The sequence below is a fragment of the Bacteroidales bacterium genome, from assembly GCA_014860575.1.
Lineage (GTDB): Bacteria > Bacteroidota > Bacteroidia > Bacteroidales > JAAYJT01 > JAAYJT01.
This window is the reverse complement of record JACZJK010000005.1, coordinates 275,649-299,701: the sequence shown is the minus strand read 5'-3', so window position 1 is coordinate 299,701 and position 24,053 is coordinate 275,649. Positions and strand designations below refer to the sequence as shown.

Annotated in this window: 5 protein-coding genes; all 5 read right to left on the bottom strand. The window is 44.4% G+C overall.

Annotation, left to right across the window (positions count from 1 at the left end; all coding sequences use genetic code 11):
* Positions 1-4,733, bottom strand: a 4,733-nt coding sequence (locus IH597_01510) for a fibronectin type III domain-containing protein (GenBank protein ID MBE0661116.1), incomplete at its 3' end; no start/stop codon positions are given.
* 351 nt (positions 4,734-5,084) lie between these two features.
* Positions 5,085-11,873, bottom strand: coding sequence for a choice-of-anchor J domain-containing protein (locus IH597_01505; GenBank protein ID MBE0661115.1), 6,789 nt, complete (start codon positions 11,871-11,873; stop codon positions 5,085-5,087).
* Between the two features lie 354 nt (positions 11,874-12,227).
* Complete coding sequence (locus tag IH597_01500) at positions 12,228-18,965, bottom strand: choice-of-anchor J domain-containing protein (protein ID MBE0661114.1); 6,738 nt, start codon at positions 18,963-18,965, stop codon at positions 12,228-12,230.
* A 577-nt stretch (positions 18,966-19,542) separates the two neighbouring features.
* Positions 19,543-22,632, bottom strand: a complete 3,090-nt coding sequence (locus IH597_01495) for a right-handed parallel beta-helix repeat-containing protein (protein MBE0661113.1) — start codon at positions 22,630-22,632, stop codon at positions 19,543-19,545.
* 31 nt (positions 22,633-22,663) lie between these two features.
* A complete protein-coding gene (locus tag IH597_01490; GenBank protein MBE0661112.1) occupies positions 22,664-24,013 on the bottom strand; it encodes a hypothetical protein in 1,350 nt (449 codons plus the stop codon).
* Between the last annotated feature and the right edge of the window lie 40 nt (positions 24,014-24,053).

The following is a 24,053-nucleotide window of genomic DNA, read 5'->3' as shown; positions in this document are numbered from 1 at the left end:
CCCCAGGGTGAATGACGGAAATCAGCCTTTTCAACGGTTACATTGGAATAAGCGGCAACATCAAATACAACTCCGTAGCCATAATTAAACTGCTGGAAGTAACCATCAAGGGGAACTCCATTATGATATTTTATCTCATACAATTCTCCTGTGCCGCCACCGCCGCCACCGCCGCCGCCGAATGGATCACAGGTGCCGGGAGCTTCCCATGTGAGGGCTACTGCATGGCCTACGTCTTCGCCTTCGAGGTTGCATGGAGGGTAGAGGAATTGTGATGTAAATACATAGGTTATCATTTCAGAAATACCACTTTCATACACTGCCTGTACTCCTGCTGTGTATGTTTGTCCATAGTTGACGTATTCAGGCTGGTACTGGAAGAAGGTTTCTTCGGTAAATCCGGCAACTACGTCGTCAAGATAAACAAAGTATCCCAATACGCTGCGATCGCCGCCATCGGCAACTTCGCCATATACCATGATGTTGTCAATATTCCAGTTGTTGATGTTAAATGAATTAGCGCCATAAGCCCGGAATCTTACTTTGAAATTCTGCCCGAGTGCATGTTGGGTAATGTCATGTGTGTAGGAAGTCCAGGCAATGCTGCCACCGGCATTGGTATAATTAGCTACATTCACCCATGAGCTGCCGTTCCAGACATCAACCCCCATTTGCTCGAGTGTTGCGGTGGAGTAGTTACTCAGATAAAGATCGTATTTCAGCATAATGCTTGGCAAGCCTACTCCGCTAAATTCCTGACTAACCATTGCATGAGAATAATTTGTTATGCTTGGAGAGAAATAGAATCTTGCTGAAGGTGCAGGATTGCCAAAGGTAGTTATCACGCTCCAATGGGGTGTTGGCGGATCTATCGTCCATGCATTGGCCGTAAAACCTCCTGAACTCCAATTTTCTGCTAGAAGATCGAGGCTTATTTCGGGAGCCTCCCATGTTGCATGAATCTGCACCGGGTTCACATAAAGGCCTGTAGGAGGGATTGGAGTTTCCATCAATGATACATTGAACATGTGTGTAGCATCCTCAATCTCAACATTCATCATGTAGGGATCATAAGCAAATTTGAATACAGTTAAATCGTAATTACCTTTCCAGACATCTATGAATTCCACTTCACCATCTGCATTGGTAGTTGCATTGTAATTGTACTGAGGGAAGACGGTGTTTTGCAATGCAACCTGAATTCCTTCAGGAGAAACGCCGGGATCGGATAAAGTAACAACTACGCTGACATCACTTCCCCAGTTTTTACCAAGCACATTCGAGAATGTTGGTTCGGAGAAAATGTCGAGTGCATATTTGGCTTTTACAGCCCAGCGGTATGCACCGTCATCAAGGCCTGGCCATGAATTGTCAACAATGGAAGTACCGGTAGGATCACCGAGTAAAGTCCACAATGATTCGTCTCCTTCGTCGCCTTCACCCAGCCGGTAAACACGGTAACCAATTGCGGCCCTGTCCGGAGTTCCGGTTCCTTCAATTGGCTTGAATATACCAGCACCAACCGGTGCAACCACATTTTGTGGAGCTTCCAGGAATAATGCACCTATTGATATCCTTTCTGACCCGATGAGTTCATCACTTGCATAAGCAAGCATGCCCGGGCCACCAGGGCCTTCCACAATTGCACGCATCATAAAATCGTTGAAACCGGCCGGAGTCCATGGTGCGCCACCTGTAAAGAAGCGACTGTAACTACGCATTACAGGACTAGTTTGATCAATTGCTATAGGAGCACAATTGGGGAAATTTCCACCCTGGATCATCACCAGGTAGAAATCACCACTATTAATTGTAATATCAAATTCGCTGAAGTTGAAGTTTACCCAGCCATAATCTGTTGGTGTAACAGTAACAAGACCAAGTTCTTCACCAGGATAGCCGTTGGGGCCGCTGTCATCATAAACAGCCATCTGGAAGGGAACCAATGCATTACCATTTGGAGGATAAGTGCCGTCATAGATGTTAACAGAACCTGCAAGAACTTTTACCGGATAACCTGCCGGTGTGAAACGCAAGGCGTTCATATTGCCCGAAAGCCCCCAGGCGGTTGCATTGTCAGCAATTCCATCGTCGTACATAATTTCATACTGGCCGCCTGGTAGACCCCAACTGATATTCACTGCTGTTTCACCGGTGTTTAGTTCGGCAAGTACCGGGCCCGGAACATTGGCTGATTCATATAACATCAGATCAAGAACGTGGGTTTGGCCTGACATGATTGTGACTGGTTCATACAAGGTAGCATAGCCAGCTTTATGAACCTCAAAAATATATTCTCCGCCAAAAAGGATGAATTCATATTCGCCACCGGCGACAGTCACATATTCCAGATCACCTGCTATTACAAGTGCACCAACTACAGGCTCATTTGTTGCTGCATCAAGAACTACACCGGAAATTGTCCCTTCCGAAGGCCCATCGAACTCAATGGCACCGGGGTCGGGCGTTGTTGTTCTTGGTTCGCCATAAATATCAAAAGGAACATAGGCTGTAAGATCGGCACCGATATTATCAGCAAACGGACTTTGTGGTGTGAGATCGCCGGCATCAACATCAACAAACATAGGATCGGCATCAACGCTGTTCTGATCGAAAAATGTTTGCCAATCGCCAAGTGTATTATAGCTGGCTGCATTCCAGTACCCCATGTAGTTTGTACCGGCTGTTGCACCCATGTATAGAACATTATTGTCAGAAGTAACAGTGGCTGTATTTGTGGCTAAATACATGCAATATTTAATCCCGGTTGAGTTGGAGTTTACCGATACAATATTATTACGGATATCTATGACGGAATTGGCTCCGGAATGATAAATGCCACGGATAATGCTTGATCCGGTATGATTAACATGATCCATTGCCACGGTATTATGATATAACCTTGTATTGCTGGTAGTGATCAGGTATATTGCATACTGTGAACCATTCATCCCTTCGAAACCACGCACAAGGTTATTTGCAATTAGTACTTCCTGACCGGCTGTGGCATTTAATCCTGTACCATAAATACCATAAGCTGTTGATGTTGAAACAGTGCTGCCTGCAAAATCAAAGATCTGATTATTGGTAAACTCTGTACCGCTCATATCTGAAGCAAGGTAGAGCATATAAGATGTGGAAATCTCACTTCTTTCCGAACGATAAATCATGTTTTCGGAAAAAACAGCATTATTCTGCCCACGCACATAAAGCCCGTAGAGACGAAAGTCCCTGATCTCATTATCAGTTATCATGCTGCTTTCAGCAAACGGAGCTGATGTTGGCCCATTGATTACCATGCCATAATATCCGCCAACTGCTTCACAATTAGTAACCGTCAGGTTGCTTGCAGCCAGGCCGGCTGTGGTTGCCCCTGTTGCGCTGTTGCTCGTCACAAATGCAACAAAGTTTGTAAGTGTGGCAGTCATATCGGCAACGAACTGGCAATTGTTAAATGTATTGAAATCAGCGTTGTTAGTCAGCCAAACAGCCCATCCATATTCTCCCGTAACAGAGCCCAGCGCTTTGATAATGAGGTTATCAACGGTAACATAGTCGGTGCCGTTAAGTTTTAATGTTCCGCGCTCGTTTGTATTTGCTGATAAAAACTGAAGTGTTTCGCCATTACCATTGATGGTTAGTGTGTTTACTGCACTACTGTTAGGAAGTTCATTCAACATTACCTGCTCGGTATAAGGTCCGGTTCCAACGGCCACATCTACAACCACCGGTCCGGCAAAGCCGCCTAAATTAATTGCTGAGGCAAAGTCGCTGAAGTTGTTGAAATTAGTGCCACTTGAAGGTAAAGTGCTGTTGATGGTATAATTGCCTGATAAAGGATCACTGGTAGTCTGGAAAAAGGCAGGTCCTGCCCAGTTACTCAGATCACCGCTTCCGCAGTCAGCCTGTACATAAAAAGCATATTGCGTTAATGGGCTTAATCCTGCTAGGTTGTATGGATTGGTGTTTACGTTTGGAATCAGAGTTCCTTCAGTTACCGGATTGAAACCTGGAGCGCCATACTTAATATTCCAGATTGTCTCTGAACCTACAGGTGTCCAACCCAAATCTGCAGAGCTGGTGGTCAGGTTGGTGGCCATAAGATTAAAAGGAGGCAAGCAGCTTGCTACTACTCCCGTAATCTGCATATTGGCTCTATTCGGAGATGTGGTTGCAGCATTTGTGGTGCCACAGGCAACCACGGCATCACTGCGGTAGAAAGCAGCTAAAGGGACACTGGTTTCTGTATAGAACACTGAAGCATTTTGAGTGAAATCACCCGGAATAATATCAAAGCAAATATCAATCAACAAACCGGATGTCCCATCCCAGAGAAAAGGATTGGAGAAAGTATGCGTATTCCAGCCAGCTACGGGAAGAAAATTAGGATTCGTCCAAACAGTTGTATACGCTCCATTGTCGAAGGTTGTTGTTAACTCATTTACAGTGGTGTGTTTGAGTTTGATGGTGTAATTAGGCATCGAAGAGCAAGTGTTCATATTATCAACATTGAAACCCAACGCTGTAATATTACCAGGCAACAAGCCTATGCTCGTAAGCTCAGATGCCAGGATCAGATACTGAACCCTGTGGTTCTTGTAATATGTTCCGTAGGGAGTTGGGTGCACAGTTGTAGCATTGCTCACTGTTCCCGATCCCAAAGTTACTGTTTGCCCCCAAGCAATTGAGCTTAAAAAGGCAAATGCCGCGAAAAAGCATAAAAATTTTTTCATTGTTTTGATATTGGTTAATACAAAATGTCAAAATTATGACAAGCAAAAAGCGGTTTACCCCTACTCGCATTTTATAAACTTTCGTAATATAAATAATTACAACTTCATATTCAGAGTGTTGTAGTCTGGTAAATGTGATTATTTTATATAAAAAGGCAAGGTGTATCTGTAATTTTTAGCGGCATCCCTCATAAGCTATCAATGGTTAACGTACAAAAACACAGCAAAAGTGAGGTGTTCAGCCATAACGATTAAATATTAAAGCCTGCCCGGCTGCACATTCTATGTTTCATCGCATAAAAAAAGGGACCCGAAAGTCCCTTTTATTAAATAATCAGTTATTTGAAAATATTACCTGCTGATGAGAATCCTCTTGTTAAAGGTTTGACCGTCAGCAGTGATGAGTTGCAGGATGTAAGCGCCGGAGTGGTAAGGTTTCACATCAATGCTCGTGGTGCCTGCACCCGTTACATTGCGCTCGTAAACCACCTGGCCGGTATAGCTGAACATCCTCATGTGGGTGATGCCCTGTGTAGTGGCAACATTCAAGACTTCGCTGGCAGGAACCGGATATACCATCACAGCTTCCTTGTCAACTTCATTGATGCCTACCAGTACGTCAAGGGTTACAGGAACGATTACTTGTGGGGTAAGCGGGTCGTTGCTGTTTACCTTAATATTGGCAGTGTATTCACGAACTTCAAGACCCGTTGCATCGAAGGTAACAGTGATCGGCAATGAACCGCCCGGAGCTACGTTGCCTGAGTTGGGTGATAAACTCAACCAGAGCCCGGCTCCAGGGTTTAGCCTGGCGCGGATGTTCCAGTTGTAGTTTAATCCATAACCTGCAAGGTGTTCCCATAAGGTTCCATCCATTGAGATCCAGTCGCCATTAGGATTGGCAGGGCCTGCATCACAACCGGCTGGATAGGATCCACCTCCGTGGGTTACTTCATAACCTACCCACAGGTCGGTTCCGTCAAGAATTAATGAACTGGACAACTCAATGTTTTTCCAACTCATAGCAGTTGAAGTAAATGCCTGTGAATGCAATAAAGCACCCGGGGCGGTTCCTGTGCCTGCACCCCAGATCTTAAGGGTTGTGCTACTGGGTACATCGTTGATGTAAACATCAACCGAGGTGAGCGCGTAACCTGCATACTGTCCTACCATTGATGAGGGATAACGGGCAGCCACATGGAAGGTTCCACCGGCTGTGAGACCGATTGCGTCAAAGTTAGCCCCATCGTAGTTCAGGATTACTTCGTCCCTTGCCGGTTCTTCAGCATCTCCACCCGGAATAGCATTGGCTGCGCTAAGGTCTAGACCTGAAATCACAACTTTTTCGCCTGGTTCAACAGGATAAACTGTGAACTCATTTGACTTGTCGAGGTACTCGATCTGGGTCGTAAAGTTCATGGCTCCATCTCCCACATTGGAAACGGTGAGTTGTTGGGTAGCCATTGTTCCTTGAGTCAAAGCCTGAGTCAGTGATGTTGGGTTCACAGAAATTTCCGGTGGCAATACCTGGTGCAGTTTGATGTTATCAAGATTCCACCAGTTGATGTTGAAGCTGTTGGCTCCGTTGGCAACAAACCTTACCCTGGTCATCTTACCGGCGGCATGTTGGGTCACATCAAAGTTATTTGTAGTCCATGGAATAGCATTGTCATTCTTGTGTTCAGCTACAAATACCCATTCTGAACCATCCCAGATTTCAACGGTCATCTTTTCCGCTGCGGTAGCTGAGAAATTGTCAAGTAAGATGGCATAAGTAAGGGTTACATTCTGCAATGCTGCCCTGGCGTCAATTTCAACACTGGTAAGTGCATTTGAGTAATTGGTAACCGATGGGCTCCAGTAGAATTCGGCACTTGGTGCAGGGTTGCCTGCGGTGGTGCTCATTCTCCAGTTGCCTTGTGCGGGAGTAAATGTCCAGCCCTGTGTTGTAAAGCTGCCCGATGTCCATGTTTCTTCAAACGGGAAATTTGGATCCTGTGGAGTAAGTTCAACATTCAGGGTGTGGGTCTGCTGCCATACAACCTCGAAGTCTTCTTCAACGTAAAGGGCATAGCCGATCTTGTCGAATTCAATGTCATAAACACCTTCATAAGCCACCAGCGTATAAGTACCGTTGGCTTGTGTAGTTGTTGTGAATTCACCTGCCGTGATCATTACACCTTCAACCGGCTGGAAGGTAACTGCGTCAAATACAATTCCCTGAACAAAGCCTGTTCCGGGTGCTACGGTAACGGTAGTTGGTCCTTCAGGAAGTGATTCAACCAGGTCGTCATCGTATTCGTAAATTGCGGTAACTTTATAGTTATAGTCACCGGCAATAAGTGGGGTGTCGAGGTATTCAAATGTCTCGCCATCCACTTCGGCAATCATTACATTGTCACGATAAATGCGGAAACCGGCTGTTTCAACAGGGCCACCGCCACCACCACCTGTGTCTGGAGCCAATTCAAGGATCCATATTACATCATTTTGTGCACAGCCAAGGAATACCCATTTACCAGGTATCAACTGGTTGGTGATAGTCAAACCTCCTGAGATTGAACCAGCGGCAATAACACCGGTAGTGGCAACATCAAAGGATTGAATTACAGCCCCTGTAGTCAGGTTGATCTTCACAAGAATGTTATTGCTGGCTGGCTGGGTGTAAGCCCAAAGGTATGGCCCGCCTTCACTGACATTGTCCCAGGCAAGGCCCGACATGCTGCTTGCAGTGGTTGTCAGAGTTTGCAACGTGGTTCCGGTACGGCTGATTAGTCTCAGCGGCCCATCCCATCCATTGGTGATCCAAAAACCATCGTTGGTGGCGTCATAAGCTATACCGCGCACTGCTGCAGGTGCAGTTATTGTGCCTGCTAGTGTTTGAGTGGTAAAGTTCATCTTATAGATGGTGGTTGAGTTCGGAGCGCCGTAGAAAAATTCGCCGTCGTAAGTGAGATCCCTGACATTACCGGCACCGGTAATTGAGAATGATTCAATCAGAGCACCAGCCAAAGTATACTTATGGAAGAGCAATGCATTCCAACGTGCTGAATATACAAACTGGCCATCGGTTGCTACAGAATAAGTGCCTCCGACATCGCCAACCGGGAAACTGCCTAACAGATCAAAAAGTACACGTTCACCCACTGGCTCATAGGAAGTTTGTACAGGGCTGAATTCCATAAATTCAGTGCTGATTGGCTCAACTCTTGGCACATTGCCATTTATCCGCGATTCAACAACACCCGATGAACCATTTGTACTTCTTACGAAATTAAAATCACGGCCTCCTTCAGAAACCGGTGAAATACCGGCTGGTGCTGATGCAATTACGGTGGGTGGGCCAACGTAAACATTATCAATAAAAATAGCAGCACCATCATTAAAGTTATCTGCAATTGTTTCGCGGAAGCCAATATAAACCTCGCTGCCAGCAGAAACAAAATCAGATAAAGTATAGGTGTAAAGAGCCCAATCTTCACTGCTTGTAGATGTAAATTGCACATTGGCAACTGTAACATTGAATGCAGCCGGATTATTCTGTACGGTCGTGGAAAGCTTGATTTGGACATTGTCGTCATACGAGGCTGCATAGGCACATCGCATGTAGAATGAAAGCTGCATACCATCTTCAACAGTTACGAGTGGTGTGATGAGCCATTGATCATTCATGGTTGCACCGCCTGTGGTGTAAGTGCACCATGCCATCTTACTTCCTCCATCTGGGGCTGCTGTTGCTGTACCTCCTGTCCATCCGGGAAGAGGGGTAGTGCCAGCATTAATAGATTCCCAGCCAGTGCCGCCATCAGGGTTCAATTTAGCCCAATCGGCAGGTGGGAAAGCGGTTCCTTCAAAGTCTTCTTCAAGCTGAACGGTGCCACCGCCACCGCCGCCACCGCCACCGCCGAAAGGATCGCAGGTACCGGGAGCATCCCAGGTAAGGGCTACTGCATGGCCTGCATCTTCGCCTTCGAGGTTACATGGTGGATATAGGAATTGTGAGGTAAACACATAAGTAATAATGTCAGAAATTCCACTTTCGTAAACTGCCTGCACTCCTGCTGTATAGGTTTGTCCATAGTTGACGTATTCAGGCTGGTACTGGAAGAAGGTTTCTTCGGTAAATCCGGCAACTACGTCGTCAAGGTAAACAAAGTAACCCAATACACTGCGATCTCCGCCATCGGCTACTTCACCATACACCATGATATTGTCAAGGTTCCACCAGTTGATATTGAAAGAGTTCGCACCATATGCACGGAACCTGACCTTGAACTGCTGGCCCTGAGCATGCTGTGTAATATTATGGGTGTAAGTTGTCCATGGTATATTTCCTCCGGCATTGCTATAATTAGCTACACCAACCCATGAACTGCCATTCCAAACTTCAACAGCCATCTGCTCCATCGTGGCCGAAGAATAGTTGCTCAGGTAGAGATCGTATTTCAACATTACGCTGGGCATTCCCAGGCCACTCAGTTGCTTACTAACCAGAGCATTATTGTAATTGGTTACACTTGGCGACCAATAGAATCTTGTTGAAGGAGCAGGGTTTCCAAATGATGCATCCATCTGCCAGTTGCCCTGTGCGGGGTCAAATGTCCACTCATTAGCGCTGTAGCCACCAGAGCCCCAGTTTTCTTCAAGTAAATCAAGGCTTACGCCCGGAGCTACCCAGGTTGCATGGATCATAATTGGGTCAACATACAGAGCTGAAGGTGGATATGTAGTTTCAAGCAAATATACATTGTGCGAAAATGTACCTGTCATAATATCCAGATTTGCCAGATGCGGGTCATATCCAAATTTGTAGACAACAAGATCGTAATTGCCTTTCCATACTTCAGGGAAGTTTACAACGCCATCATCATTGGTAGATCCATTGTAAGCGTATTGCGGGAATGCAGTATTGGTCAGACCCACCTGAATTCCTGCAGCACTTACACCAGGATCGGACAAAGATACTGTGATGGTTACGTTGCTGGCCCAGTTTTTACGGAGTACATTTGAGAATGTTGGTTCTGAGAAAACATCACCCGGATATTTAGCTTGAACAGCCCAGCGATAAGCGCCGTCGGGAAGGCCCGGCCATGAATTGTCAACCAGGGCAGTGCCTGTTGGATTGCCGAGTAGGGTCCATGCTGCCATGTTGCCTTCTTCACCTTCGACCAAACGGTAAACGCGGTAACCCATTACATTGCGGTCTATTTCGCCGGTGTTTTCAATAGGTTTGAAAATGCCCATTCCAACTTCTGCAATTGTACGTTGAGGTGCATTGAGGAATAAGGCTCCCTCAGAAATTCTTGAGGATTCAATGAGTTCACCGGTTGAATAGCTAAGGAATTCCGGCCCACCTGGTCCTTGAACGATGGCGCGTATCATGAAGTCATTGAAACCAGCTGGGGTCCAGGGTGCTCCACCAGTAACAAAACGGCTATAGCTGCGCATGACTGGATTGCTTTGGTCAACGGCAATGGGTGCGCAATTGGGGAAGTTTCCGCCCTGGATCATAACCAGATAGAAATCTCCGCTTGAAATTGTGATATCAAGGCCGGAAAGATCGAAGCTTACCCAGCCAGTGTCATCAGGATCAACATCAACAACGCCTAGTTCTGTTCCCGGATATCCGCCCGGTCCAGTGGCATCATAAACTGCCATTTGAAATGGGGTCAATGGATCTCCGGCAGGAGGATAAGTTCCATCATAAATATTCACAGCACCTGACATGATCTTTACCGGATATCCTGCAGGAGTAAAGCGTAAAGCGTTATAGTTTCCTCCCAATCCCCAAGCCGTAACATTTTCAGCTACACCATCATCATAAATGATTTCGTATAATCCTTGTGGAAGTCCCCAGGAAAGGTTAACTGCTGTGGCACCAGCATTCAGTTCTGCAAGTACCGGTCCTGGAACATTGGCTGATTCCATCAGCATCAGATCCTGGGTTACGGTTTGTCCGCCAATAATGTAAACCATCGTATTCAGCGTGTTGTAACCGGGTTTATGCACTGTGATGGTATTGGCACCTTCCGTCAGTTCTTCGAACATGTAGGCACCATCGGCGAGTGTAACAAGACTAAGATCGCCGGTCATGACCTGAGCACCAATTACTGGTTCGCCGCTGGCGGCATCCTTAACAATACCAGCTACATTACCAAAAGCTGGCGGAGGTGGTGTTGCGTAAAGGAAAGTAAGACCCGAGGCTGGGAAGCCAGTATTCAGGAATGAACACGTTGCACTATTGAGTGTGCCGGCAGTAGTAGCTGACCAATCATGAGGAACAGCCGTAGTGCGGTTAACAAAATCTGTATTCACTGCACCTCTGAGTCCAACCTGTGAAGTTCTGGCTGTAGCTGAAGTAATGGTGAAAGCACCATATACGAACTCAATATTACTGGAGGTTTCGTGCAAACGAATCTGGAAATTTATCATCTCACCATTATAAATAGTTGAGCCACTTCCAAAACGCTTGAAATTCTTCACCTGAATAACATGTATACGGTTAGGAGCAGTTCCAAGAGTTTCAATGCGCAGTTCGCCGATGTATATCTGAATTGTAACCAGCGCTGCTGATGTGACTGTTGCAGCCTGAGATAATGTAATTGTCTGGGCACCGGCATCAAAAGCGGTAATAGTGGTTCCAGCCGGAATGTTTGTACCGGTTATGGATTTACCGACTATAACTCCACCGAAATGAAGAACACCGGTGAGGGTGGTACTGCCTGCAGTGGTCATAGCCTGGGTGGTAAAACGGCCATCAAGGTCATTGGCAATTGCAGCTATAACACCTGTATAGGCAGTGGTTGCAGAAATAGGTGAATAGCTGTTTGTGTAAATATTGCCAAATGTTATAAAACCATTTGTATTCAGGTTAAAGGTTGAGTAGTTGTTACCATTGAATGCAAAGCTAAACGGGATAGGAAGGTCCTGATAGGTAACATCATCCAGGTAATCGGCACCCACACCGGGGCCTGCACTTCCAATGAGGGTTCCTCCGGTAATTTCAGTATAGGCCCCGGCACTGGATGTGAAAGCTAGATCCTGTAGCTGGGCGCTTACTGAAAGTGCACTGCCCCACCATAAGAATAAGGCGAGCACCAAAGAACCGATGAATTTGAAAATTGTTGATTTTGTCTTCATACATTTTAAGTTTAAATTAATGAACATTGGTTAGTACTCTTAAGAAATTAGAAACATTGATTGATTGCTTAGATCCTCCTTTCCATGACTTTAATTGTTGGTTAAACGAAAACTTTTAATTATAGCAATACCTGATTATTTTCGACAATAAAATAATGCGAAATCAAGTCAAGCACCTGATAGTACAAGGGAAGTAATTCGAGAGGGTGTAGTGGATAGCCAAAAAGTTTTCTGGCAAGCCAGGAAACAAAAGTAAGACAAACAACTGTTGAAATACCCTTACTCTTCACAAAAAAAAAAGAAATAAAAAAGGGGGGCTAAAGCCCCCCTCTTCATTATCAAACAGTTAAATAATTATCTGTTGATGAGGATCCTCTTGTTAAAGGTTTGGCCATCCACAGTAATAAACTGTAGAATGTAAGCGCCGGAATGGAATGGTTTCACATCAATGCTGAGGGTGCTCTGGCCCGTCACATTTGTTTCGTGAACAATTTGCCCGGTGTAGTTGAACATTCTGAGATGTGTGATGCCCTGTGTAGTATTAATATTCAATACTTCGCTGGCAGGAATAGGATAAACCATTACAGCTTCCCTGTCGAGTTCGTTAATACCTACTAATACGTCGAGTGTAACGGGAACGACTACCTGCGGTGTAAGCGGGTCGTTGCTGTTTACCTTAATGTTGGCAGTATATTCACGCACTTCAAGACCGGCAGCATCAAAGGTAACAGTTAATGGTAATGATCCACCCGGGGCAACGTTGCCTGAGTTGGGAGATACATTTAACCAAAGTCCTTCACCAGAATTGAGTGTTGCACGGATATTCCAGTTATAGTTCAGTCCATAACCTGCAATGTGTTCCCAAACAGCACCATCCATTGAAATCCAGTCACCATTAGGATTGGCGGGACCTGCATCGGTACCTGCTGGATAAGTTCCTGCTCCATGGGTTACCTCATAACCAACCCAGATATCGGTTCCATCAAGAACAACACCACTAGATAATTCAATGGTTTTCCAGGCCATAGCAGTTGATGTAAATGCCTGCTGATGCAGAACAGCACCAGGTGCTGTACCTGTACCGGCTCCCCAAATCTTAAGAGTTGCACTGCTTGGTGCATCATTGATGTAAACATCAACTGATGATAACACGTAACCAGCATATTGTCCAACCATTGATGAAGGGTAACGGGCAGCGACATGGAAAGTTCCACCGGCTGTAAGACCAATTGCGTCAAAGTTAGGGCCGTCGTAATTCAGAATCACTTCGTCCCTTGCTGGCTCCTGAGCATCTCCACCTGGAATAGCGTTGGCTGCACTAAGTTCCATACCTGAAATCACAACTTTGTCACCTGAAGGAACAGGATATACTGTGAACTCGCTTGACTTATCAAGATATTCAATCTGGGTTGAGAAGTTCATAGCACCATCTCCCACATTGGCAACTGTAAGTTGCTGTGTGGCAGTTGTTCCTTGTGTCAACGCCTGGGTCAGTGATCCTGGGTTTACAGAGATTGAAGGAGGTAATACTGCGTGTAACTTAATGTTATCAAGATTCCACCAGTTAATGTCAAAGGTAGTGGCACCATTGGCAACAAACCTTACCCTTGTCATCTTACCTGAAGCATGTTCAGTAACATCATAGTTGAAGGTGGTCCAGGGAATTGAATTGTCGTTTTTGTGTTCAGACACAAATACCCATTCTGCACCATCCCATATTTCAACTGTGATTTTTTCAGCAGCTGTAGCTGAGTAGTTATCTAGTAGGATACTATAAGTTAGAGTTACATTTTGTAATGCAGCACGGGCATCTATTTCAACGCTGGTAAGTGCATTTGAATAATTGGTTGCTGTTGGACTCCAGTAGAATTCAGCACTTGGAGCAGGGTTACCTGCGGTAGTACTCATTCTCCAGTTGCCTTGTGCAGGAGTAAATGTCCAGCCCTGTGTTGCAAAACTACCTGAAGCCCATGTTTCCTCAAACGGGAAGTTGGGATCCTGTGGAGTAAGCTCAACATTCAGGGTATGGGTTTGCTGCCATACAACTGTAAAGTCTTCTTCAACATAAAGTGCATAACCAATTTTGTCGAATTCAATGTCATAAACACCTTCAAAAGCAACCAGGGTGTATGTTCCGTTTTCCTGTGTGGTTGTAGTGAATTCACCTGCTGTGATTTCAACGCCACCTACTGGCTGGAAAGTAACTGCATCAAATACAATGCCTTGTACAAATCCGGTTCCAGGGGCAACATCCACAACTGCAGGGCCTTCAAGTTGTGACTCAACCAGCTCATCACCATATTCATACAGTGCAGAAACCTTATAGCTGTATGTTCCGGCAATCAACGGAGTGTCAACATATTCAAATGTTTCGCCATCAACTGTTGCAATAAGTGCACCATCACGGTACAGCTTGAATCCTGCTGTTGGGATAGCGCCGCCGCCACCGCCGCCGCCAGAGTAAGGAATACTTAAAGCACAAACTTCAGCAATGAAATTGTTGATGAAAGTTGCCTGTCCGGTAGTAGTATTGATTGTATAGAATCCACCACTTGTTGTGTACATGGCTCCATACAGAATGTTGTTGTCGCGGTCGAAACCAATGTCCTGTGCATAGTTGATATCAATACCAAGTTGGCCGATCGTTGTTGGAGCTCCGTTAGTCTTATTTATTGAAATCAGGATGTCAGAAAGATCAATACCGAAAATGTTACCACTTGCATCAGCAGCGATACCGATAACGATACTTGCATTGATTTGGCCAACCAACGTTGCAGCACCTGTAGCCATGTTAATGGTGTAAAGGTTGCTGACAGCTCCTGTATAACCGGAAGCATACATGGTTTGGGTGGTCATATCATAAGCAAGTCCGGTCATTCCGTAACCTGTTGGTCCAACCAAAGTATAGTTTCCAGTTGTAGGATCAACTGTATACAAGCCTGAGTTATTGGCTGCTGAGTAACTTACAGTGTACCAAACACCGTTTGCCCAGTCGCCACCAGCCATCCAAAGAGTTGCTGCCGGTACGGCCTGGATTGAAGTCAGTGTTCCTGCAGGAATTGCAACACTTACCGGGCCTTCAGAAACACCTGAAGCAGCAGCATAAGCATTCCATCCATACCCAATCGCACTTCTGCCATTGATGTTCATCTGTCCATCGGCTGTGATAGGAGCAGGTACATGGTTAGGATCCATTGAAGCTAATAGTAAACTTGGTTTTGAAACCTGTGAAGCATAAACATCCATTTGAGCATTGATCTCACTTTGGGTCATGCCCTCAGTCTTAAACGGCGCACTGGTGCTGTTTATGGCTGTTACAGAGGCTGTTTGAGCAGCTCTTGTTTCAGTGTTGGTCACTGTTACGTCATCAATTTTAATGAAGAACATATCAGTAACGTTAGCGTGTACAAATGCAATATAAATAGTTTCACCAGCAAAATCTGCGAGGCTAAGCACAACTTCTGCCCAATTTGCGGGTGAAATAGCACTGTGGATCGTAGTTGTAAAGTCAGCAATTGCTGTACCTGTGGTAGAAATCCTTACATAGTATTGCTCCTGACTCCAGGCTGCATCCTGTGCATCAACCCAGAATTTCAATTCTGAAGTTTCAGTTACCTGAAGTGCAGGGGTAATCAGCCAGTTATTTGGAGTCAAAGGACCAACATCATTGCGGTATGAAGCACTGGTCATACAGTACAATCCGGTATGAGCATCAAATACATCAAACTCTACAGCTGAGTTGTCCCATTTGTAACTGTCGCCATCAGCGTCAACTGATAACCAACCAGTAGGCAAAGTTCCTGATTCAAATCCTTCAAAGAAGTCACCAACGGTACCACCGCCGCCACCGCCTGATCCGCCAAATGGATCGCAGAGGCCTGGAGATTCCCATGTGAGGGATACAGCATGTCCAACATCTTCACCTTCGAGGTTGCAAGGAGGATAGAGGAACAACGAAGTGAAAGTATAATTTATCTGTGGTGAGAAACCGCTTTGGTAAACGGCCCTGACACCTGCAGTGTAAGTTTGTCCGTACTCGATGTATTCGGGCTGGAACTGGAAGAATGGTTCTTCGGTGAATCCGGCAAGAACATTGTCAAGATATACATAATAACCAATAACTGAACGATCGCTACGGCTTCCGTCAGAGATTTGAACATTGTCAATTCCCCAATACCATGCATAGTTAGCATTGTAATAATGGAATCTTACCTGAAGTGCAGCATTTGAATGTGCTGTAATGTTGATAACCCGGTGGTTGGGAGCTCCCCAAGCACCTGAGGTTGTGGTTTGACGCAGAACATTAACCCAAGTGCTGCCATTCCATACATCCACATCGGCGATATCGCCTAAAGCCCTATAATATTGGTCGAACTCCAGAATAACGGTTGACAAGCCAAGGGTGTTTACAGCTGGAGAAATCAGTTGCTCATCCATGATGCCGCAACCGCTTCCTGCGCCGTCGCTGTCAGCAAGTACGAATGGAGTACCATCAAGGGTACTGCTTCCGCCATAATTTGCAACACCAACAAAAGTTGCTGCGCAGGCACCGCCATTTACAACGGTCCAATCCGAAGGAATTCCACTGTTGAAATCAACGAAAAAGTCTGTAAAACTTGTAGGAACATTCCATGTAGCCATGAGGGTTACAGGGTTTACAACCAGGTTTGAAGGAGCGTTGGTTGTTTCCATCAGGGTTACATTCTTTGTGAATGTATTGGTCATGATACTTTCCTGTGATGAATAAGGATCGTAACCAAAGAGCATTACGCTGAGTGTGTAAGTACCTTTCCAAACTTCCGGGAAATTAATTACACCAGTTGCATCAGCAATGGCAGTGTAGGTATACTGCGGGAAATCGTTGTTTGCTAAAGTAATTTCAGTTCCGGCAATAGATGCTTCAGGATCACTTAAGCTGATATTAATAGTGACATCGCTGGCCCAGTTCTTACGTAAAACGTTTGAGAAGGTGGGGGCTGAGTAAACGTCACCTGGGTATTTGGCTTTTACTGCCCAACGGTATGCACCATCAGGAAGACTTGGCCATGAATTATCAACTGTTGCTGTTGTTGTAGGATTATTTACCATAGTCCATGCAGCTTCGTTGCCTTCTTGTCCTTCAACAAGACGGTAAACGCGGTAACCTTCAACATTCCTGTCTAAAGTACCAGTTCCGGCAATAGGCTTGAAAATACCCATGCCAAGTTCAGCAATTGCACGTTGTGGTTCGTAAAGCGACATAGCGCCTTTTGAAGCCCATCCTGATTCATGCAGTTCGCCTGCGCCGTAACCAAGGAAACTTGGTCCGCCCGGGCCTTCTACAGTGGCACGCATCATGAAATCATTGAAACCGGCAGGAGTCCAGGGAGCACCACCGGTTACAAAACGACTGTAGCTGCGCATTACAGGGTTGGTGTTGTCAATTGCGATCGGAGCGCAATTAGGGAAGTTTCCGCCCTGGATCATAACCAGGTAGAAATCGCCACTTGTAATGATAATATCTTCTTCAGAAAAATCGAAATCAACCCAACCGGTAGTGCCAGGTGTAACGCTAATAACACCCAGTTCATTTCCAGGATAGCCATTGGCACCGGTAGCATCATATACTGCCATCTGGAAAGCAACAAGTGCATTGCCTGCCGGAGGATAAGTTCCATCATAAATATTTACTGAACCGGCCATAATTTTTGCAGGATATCCGGCTGGAGTAAAGCGTAAGGCATTCATGTTGCCACTTAATCCCCATGCTGTTACGTTATCGGCAACACCATCGTCATAAATGATATCATACTGTCCTTGTGGCAATCCCCAGGTTAAGTTAACGGCTGTTGCAGCACCATTCAGTTCGGCAAGAACCGGACCTGGAAGGTTTGCTGTTTCCATTAACATGAGATCCTGGTTTGTGGTTTGTCCACCAACTATGTTAACAACCTGGTTAAGTGTGATATAACCGGTTTTTTGTACGGTAATAGTATTGGGACCGTCAACCAGTTCTTCGAACATATAAGCGCCATCGGCAAGAGTAGTCATACTGAGGTCTCCGGTCATAACGTGAGCGCCAATGACAGGTTCACCGGTAGCTGCATCCTTAACAATACCTGCAACATTACCATACGCTGGTGGTGGAGGAGTTTCGTATAGGAAAGTAAGCCCCATTGGTGGGAACCCGGTACTCAGGAATGAACAGTTTGATGAATTGAGTGTACCTGGTGTGGTAGCAGTCCAATCGTGAGGAGCAACTGTCATGCGGTTGCTGAAATCAGTATTTACAGCACCCCTGAGGCCAACCTGTGAGGTTCTGGCAGCAGTGGCGGTAACAATAACATTACCGTAAACTATTTCGATATTACTGGTTGTTTCATGTAGGCGAATCTGGTAATTTACCAGCTCTCCGTTATATAAAGTTGATCCGGCACCATAACGTTTGAAGTTCTTAATCTGAACCACATGAATACGGTTAGGGGCTGATCCCAGGGTTTCGGTACGGATTTCGGCACTATAGACAATAACAGTAACCAGAGTGCCTGTTGCAGTTGCATTCTGCGACAAAGTAATGGTTTGAGCGCCAGCGTCAAAAGCAGTGATAGTGGTTCCAACAGGGATATTTGTTCCCGTGATATTTTTGCCAACTACAACGCCACCAAAATGCAACACACCGGTTAGGACATTGCTTCCCAGGGTTGTGTTTGCCTGTGTGGTGAAACGTCCATCAAGGTCATTTGCAATTGCAGCTATTACACCTGCATAAGCAGTGGTAGCCGAGATTGGTGAATAACTGTTTGTATTGATGGCGCCAAAAGTGATGAACCCGTTTGTGTTAATGTTAAAAGTAGAATAATCTACTCCATTAAAATTGAACGCAAATGGAATTGGTTGTGCAAGATACGTAACATCATCCAGCCAGTCAGCGCTGGTTGTGCTTGGAATAGCACTTGCAACCAAAGTGCCACCGGTAATTTCCGTGTAGGTTCCAACGCTGCTTGAGAAAGCAAGGTCAGTTACCTGCGCATTCACTGAGAAGCTACCCATCACAAATATGAAGGCTAGCACCAGTGCGCTAATGCGACTAAGAATTGTTGATTTTTTTAACATGAAATTTAAATTTAAGTAAATAATAGTGAAGAAAAACAGAGAGTTTGTTGATGTAGAAATGTTTTTCAATCCTCCTTTCTTTGATTCTGATTGTTATAAATTTGATTTACTGTTGATTATAAACTAATTCTTAATAATATAACCAGTCATGCCTATACATTCATAAGCAAAACCCGGTTACCTTAAAATCGTGTTACTGAGCCCCTAATAAAAAAAAATTTAACATCGTTCATCATTACGCAGGAAACGCCTGCTAAATATCTAGTTCATTACAAGTTAGTACAAGTTATTGGGATCGAAAAGAGTGAAATTAGCCCAAATTAGTTATACTATTACCGCAATATGACAATCTCGAGCCCCTTTACCCTTACTGCTCATGTCATTTTTTTTGCAAAGAAAAGTAAAAAAAATTAAAACGGATCAAATCAATACAACGAAATGTTAGCTTTCATCTTATTTTATTGAGAAAAAGGAATGCATTCAGTACTCTAAAATTAAAATCGTGATTTTTAAATTTTATAAGAGTCTTGGTATGGCTGAACTGTGTTTTAAATCTGAGAAGATAAATGCTTACCGCCTACTTCTTCAAAAAAGTAAAACGCCTGTATGAGTTTGAAGAGGTGATGGTTCCAAAATAGATTCCGGTGTTTAGCTGGCTCACACTTATCTGTAAAACCCCCTGTTCATCTGATCCACTGCCCTGTTTATAGATTATCACCTGGTTATAAACGTTGCAGATCTCTATTAGGTACGACTCTTCAGCCTTATGTTTGAAAAAGAGGTTTATGGTTTCGGATGCAGGGTTCGGAAACACTTCAAGCAAAGATACATCCTTAAGGTGAGTATTGGTTAATACTGTGATCAAACCTGCTTCCATCGTAATAGTAATATCTTCTATATTAGGGTCCTGAGGGCTCAATGTAAGCACAGGGGATGGAATTGTTGTATACCCTGCTTTTTCGGCACTAACGACGTAATCTCCAAAAGGAAGGTTAGTGAAGCTGAAATTCCCGGAAGCATCGGTAAGAGCATAATCCAATAAGGCAATTCCTGATTTATTATACAACAATACGGTCATGTTTGATACTCCATCCTGGCAGTATATTTCTTCTGAACCACCTACTTCAAACCAGTTCGCACAGTAAATGGTTTCCTCAAGTATGCCCTCGTCAAGCTGGAAGAAGTGACCGGATATTTTTCCAACCCCGGCGGATAAAGGATAAGCCCGGACCGGAAGTTGTATGTCAAGATCATACGTATTGGTTGTTAAAGGGAGCTGATATGCATCTTTCCAATATTGCTTGTTCACATGATAGACCGGGAATGTTAACGGATAAAACGCAGTATCTGGCACGGCATAAAACAGATAGTTACCAGTAGTAAGATCATTAAACCGGAAAACGCCATTTTGTGCAATGGATGTCAATTTTCGTGCCTGTACAAAATCGTCACCAACGAGCATAGCGATTACAATTCCGCGGTCGAGCAGCACATTATTGTGCCATACGCGGCCTTCAAGAAGATAGCGGCGTTCAATGCTGATGGTAAGCGTATCAGTTGCCAGTCCACATGCAGAAATCGCATGAAGAACAAGCTGCAGAGTTCCAATTGACTGATCGAGTTCGCCAGGGGTATATACCGGGTTCACACTATTGTAGTCGCTGAAGGATCCATCTCCTGTACTTGTCCAGTACACTGAATCATAATGCTCAGCAAATGCCTGGTGCAAATCCAGCGATGATTCAGCAGCCAGAATGGTATCATTTCCTGCAAAAGCCTGCGGAAAATCAAGGAAAGTAAGTGTAAAGCTATCTTCGTAAATCACAAAGTCATCTACAACCTGAAGCGTAAGCACTACACTTCCTGAATCAAGATCCTGTATGCCAGTATAGTAAATTGTATAGAGTTGATTTGTGGTGCTGAATGTGCCATCGCCGGAAGTTTTCCATGCTAGCAATAAGTAATTACCAAAATAGGTGCTTTGATTGATGAAATACTCTGACTGATCCTTACAAATGCTGGTATCAGGCCCGGCATAGGGTATTATCAACGGAAATGAAAATGGACTTTCGTGCCCGAGCCGTTGCCATATATTCCGTCCGGCTTCTGAATCGTATGCAGTAATGGCTACTGTGTCATATATTCCGGCCATTTCTAGTGTGATATCAGTATTGGTTCCGGCATCAATGGTGTTGGCAAAATTATAATTCCTGAACAAGCCGTAGTGCACCCGGTATCCACTAAAATCTGACTCAGGATTGGGTTCCCACATAACTCTTACCTTATTATTCACAACCTGCTTATAGGCTGGTTGTGGAGGAGATATCGGTGCAATTGTATCGGGTTCAGTAAGAAAAGGGCTAAGGATAAAATTACCCGCGGCCATCAAGTCTATTGTTGCGGTATCAGTTGTTCCCCAATGATTATTAATAATGGATATCAGACTGGATGTGTTATTCTTAACCAACCCGCTAACGCGCTTGTTTTTAAGAATGTTATTGTTATGAACAACCGGACCGGTGGGCTCGAAGAGATTGATAAGCAGGTTCCTGTTTGCGGCAAAGGTATTGTGTTCGATACTAACGTGTGAAGAACCTGAATTAACCTGAACACAGTTTCCATTGTTCAGGTTTCCATTGTCATAAAAACTGTTAAAAGAAATATCAGCGCTTACAGCCCGGTTCAGGATGATCGCATCTTTGTTTTTCCAAAAAATATTATTCTTAATCACTGCAGTGTCCTGGTATATTATGACTCCGCTTCCGGGAAACTCCACGCTTTCGGGGGGCTTATCGGTTACGATTACATTGCCGATAATGCTGTTTTGTGCGGGAAGCGAAGATGGATTGCCAAGTTGGATGCCAATGAAACTTTTTTCAATAAAGTTATTTTCAATAAGGTTTCCAGTGCATTTCCCTCCATCTTCATTGTCGAGTAAAACATTTGCATAGTCGCTGTTTCTGATTACATTGCCCGAAATCAAATTACCGGTAGTTCGGGATCCGGCTTCAGTAGCCAACAACCAGATTCCGACATAATTATCAGATATGTTAGTATTTGTGATCACGCAATCATTACTGTTCTGGATGTTAATTCCCCGAAAGTTGTGCTGTATCCTGCAACTCTCAATAGTAATCTGGTTCGAAGCATTGATTGCAATACCAAATTGCAGCGAATTATGTATAACCGAATTTGTAACTGATACGTGGCGTGCATCCCCGCTGATGGTTATTCCGTTGAAAGCATTTTCGATGCGGGCATGGTCAATAAATGCAGTACCTGGCGCCTGAACCCTGTTTATCTGAATACCTTGCCATTTCCAGTTAAACGGTGGATCAATGTACAATGGCTTAAAGTAAACAGAATCCACAATCCCATTTTCTTCGCCATACACTTTAAAGCTTCCATTGACAATAATTCCGGAAGCCTGACTGAATTTTACCTGAACACCCGGTCTGATAACCAATTCCACTCCAGTGTTTATAATCAAATAAGAAGTAACATGATAAATATAATCGCTGGTCCATTCCTGGCTTTGGATCTCACCGAAAACCTCAACAACAGTCTGCGAAACACCACTTTTCACTGCACCAGTAAGGATCAATGCAGTTGTGAAGCAACACAAGATTACACTACGTAGAAATGAATATGGGTGTTTAGCGGTCATTCAGATTTAAAAAAGATAACTGAATTGTAAGTCAAAGGTAATATACGATGCCAAATTTGAAGCCTAAAGCGCCAAGCCGTTTTTCGAGTGCGCTGCTCTTGAGGACTGACTGCAGGTGCTGCCTGTAAAAAATGCCCGCGTCAACATCCACCCATTCATTCACCCTGTAACGCATTCCTCCTGCAAATGCATACGACAAAACCAGGGGTTTGAAGTCAAGTTCATTGAACTCAACGCCAGTATAATCCTGATTGCTTTGGATGGCAGCGCCACTTTTATGCATTAAGAATCCTAAGTTAATCCCAGCATTAACCCAAACCTTAACATTCGCATCACTATAAATATTGTACCCGAAATATAAAGGGACCTCGATGTACCCTAAACTGTTCAAACGGTTAAATGTATGCTCCAAACTATTGATTGGAACCCAGGTTGAATCGGTTACATAATGCCAGATAGTATCAGTTTGGGGTATGGTGTAATAAATATCAGTGGTATCTTTCTGAAAAAAGCCCCCTTCGGTTAAGGTGTAATTGTAATTGAAACGATTGGTGAACCTTGTGTAATTCAAGCCCGAAGTGATATGCCACTTATTTTGTGCGACCCGGACTTCAGCGCCAAATGATTGGTTAAACCACCAGTTTGATTCTGCTTCATTGGTCAACCTGAGAAGTTCAGTATCGTCGTTTCCCGATCTCAGGGAGTTGAAAGCTACCATATGGCTGTAAAAAGGCATGATTGACCAACCGTTATTCCGGTCGGCTTCAAACCTGAACATATTTTCTTTTAAAGGTGTGGGTCGCTCCGGTTTAATATTCCTTGGAACTTCTTTCTCAACAAAAATTGTATCATGAACAAATATTGTATCAACCCTGACGATGGTATCGCGCATTAACAAAGTATCGCGGATAGGGATGATAATCTCTTCAATGATCGTATCAGTTTTTTGAACCGGAAAAATTGCTGGCTGAGGAACCTCTGGCGGTCGGGAAGAAGCATGCACTTCAGACGTGCTGAAGATTACAATTTGCCCGCCAATAATGCGGAAATCGTGACCCGAAAGTGTTAAGATTTCTGAAAGAACCGTTTGTAAAGGCATATTTCTCGTGCTGTAGTTCACAACAACATCAAAAGACTTTTCGCCTGGGTTGAAGGAAAAGTTCAGATTTTCGCTTGCCGAAAGGCGACCAAGCACCGAAGAGAGTTTTTCTCCATTGGCCTGGAAATTGACCCTGCGGTCAAAATCCGTTTGTGCATTCAACGTCGTACACAAAAGTAAATTGCTGAAAAACAGGCATAAAAAAAATGTTTTCAGCCAAAATCCAGACTTAAAATCAGCGATTTTGATCAAGAGAATTCCAGTTGTTAAGGTAGCGGTCACACAAGAATTTTGTCGTCGCTAAAGTAGCAATAAATCCTAA

Excerpts from the sequence above, each read along its gene's own strand:
- IH597_01500 (MBE0661114.1), bottom strand. The coding sequence starts at position 18,965 with ATGTTAAAAAAATCAACAATTCTTAGTCGCATTAGCGCACTGGTGCTA.
- IH597_01505 (MBE0661115.1), bottom strand. The coding sequence starts at position 11,873 with ATGAAGACAAAATCAACAATTTTCAAATTCATCGGTTCTTTGGTGCTC.
- IH597_01495 (MBE0661113.1), bottom strand. The coding sequence starts at position 22,632 with ATGACCGCTAAACACCCATATTCATTTCTACGTAGTGTAATCTTGTGT.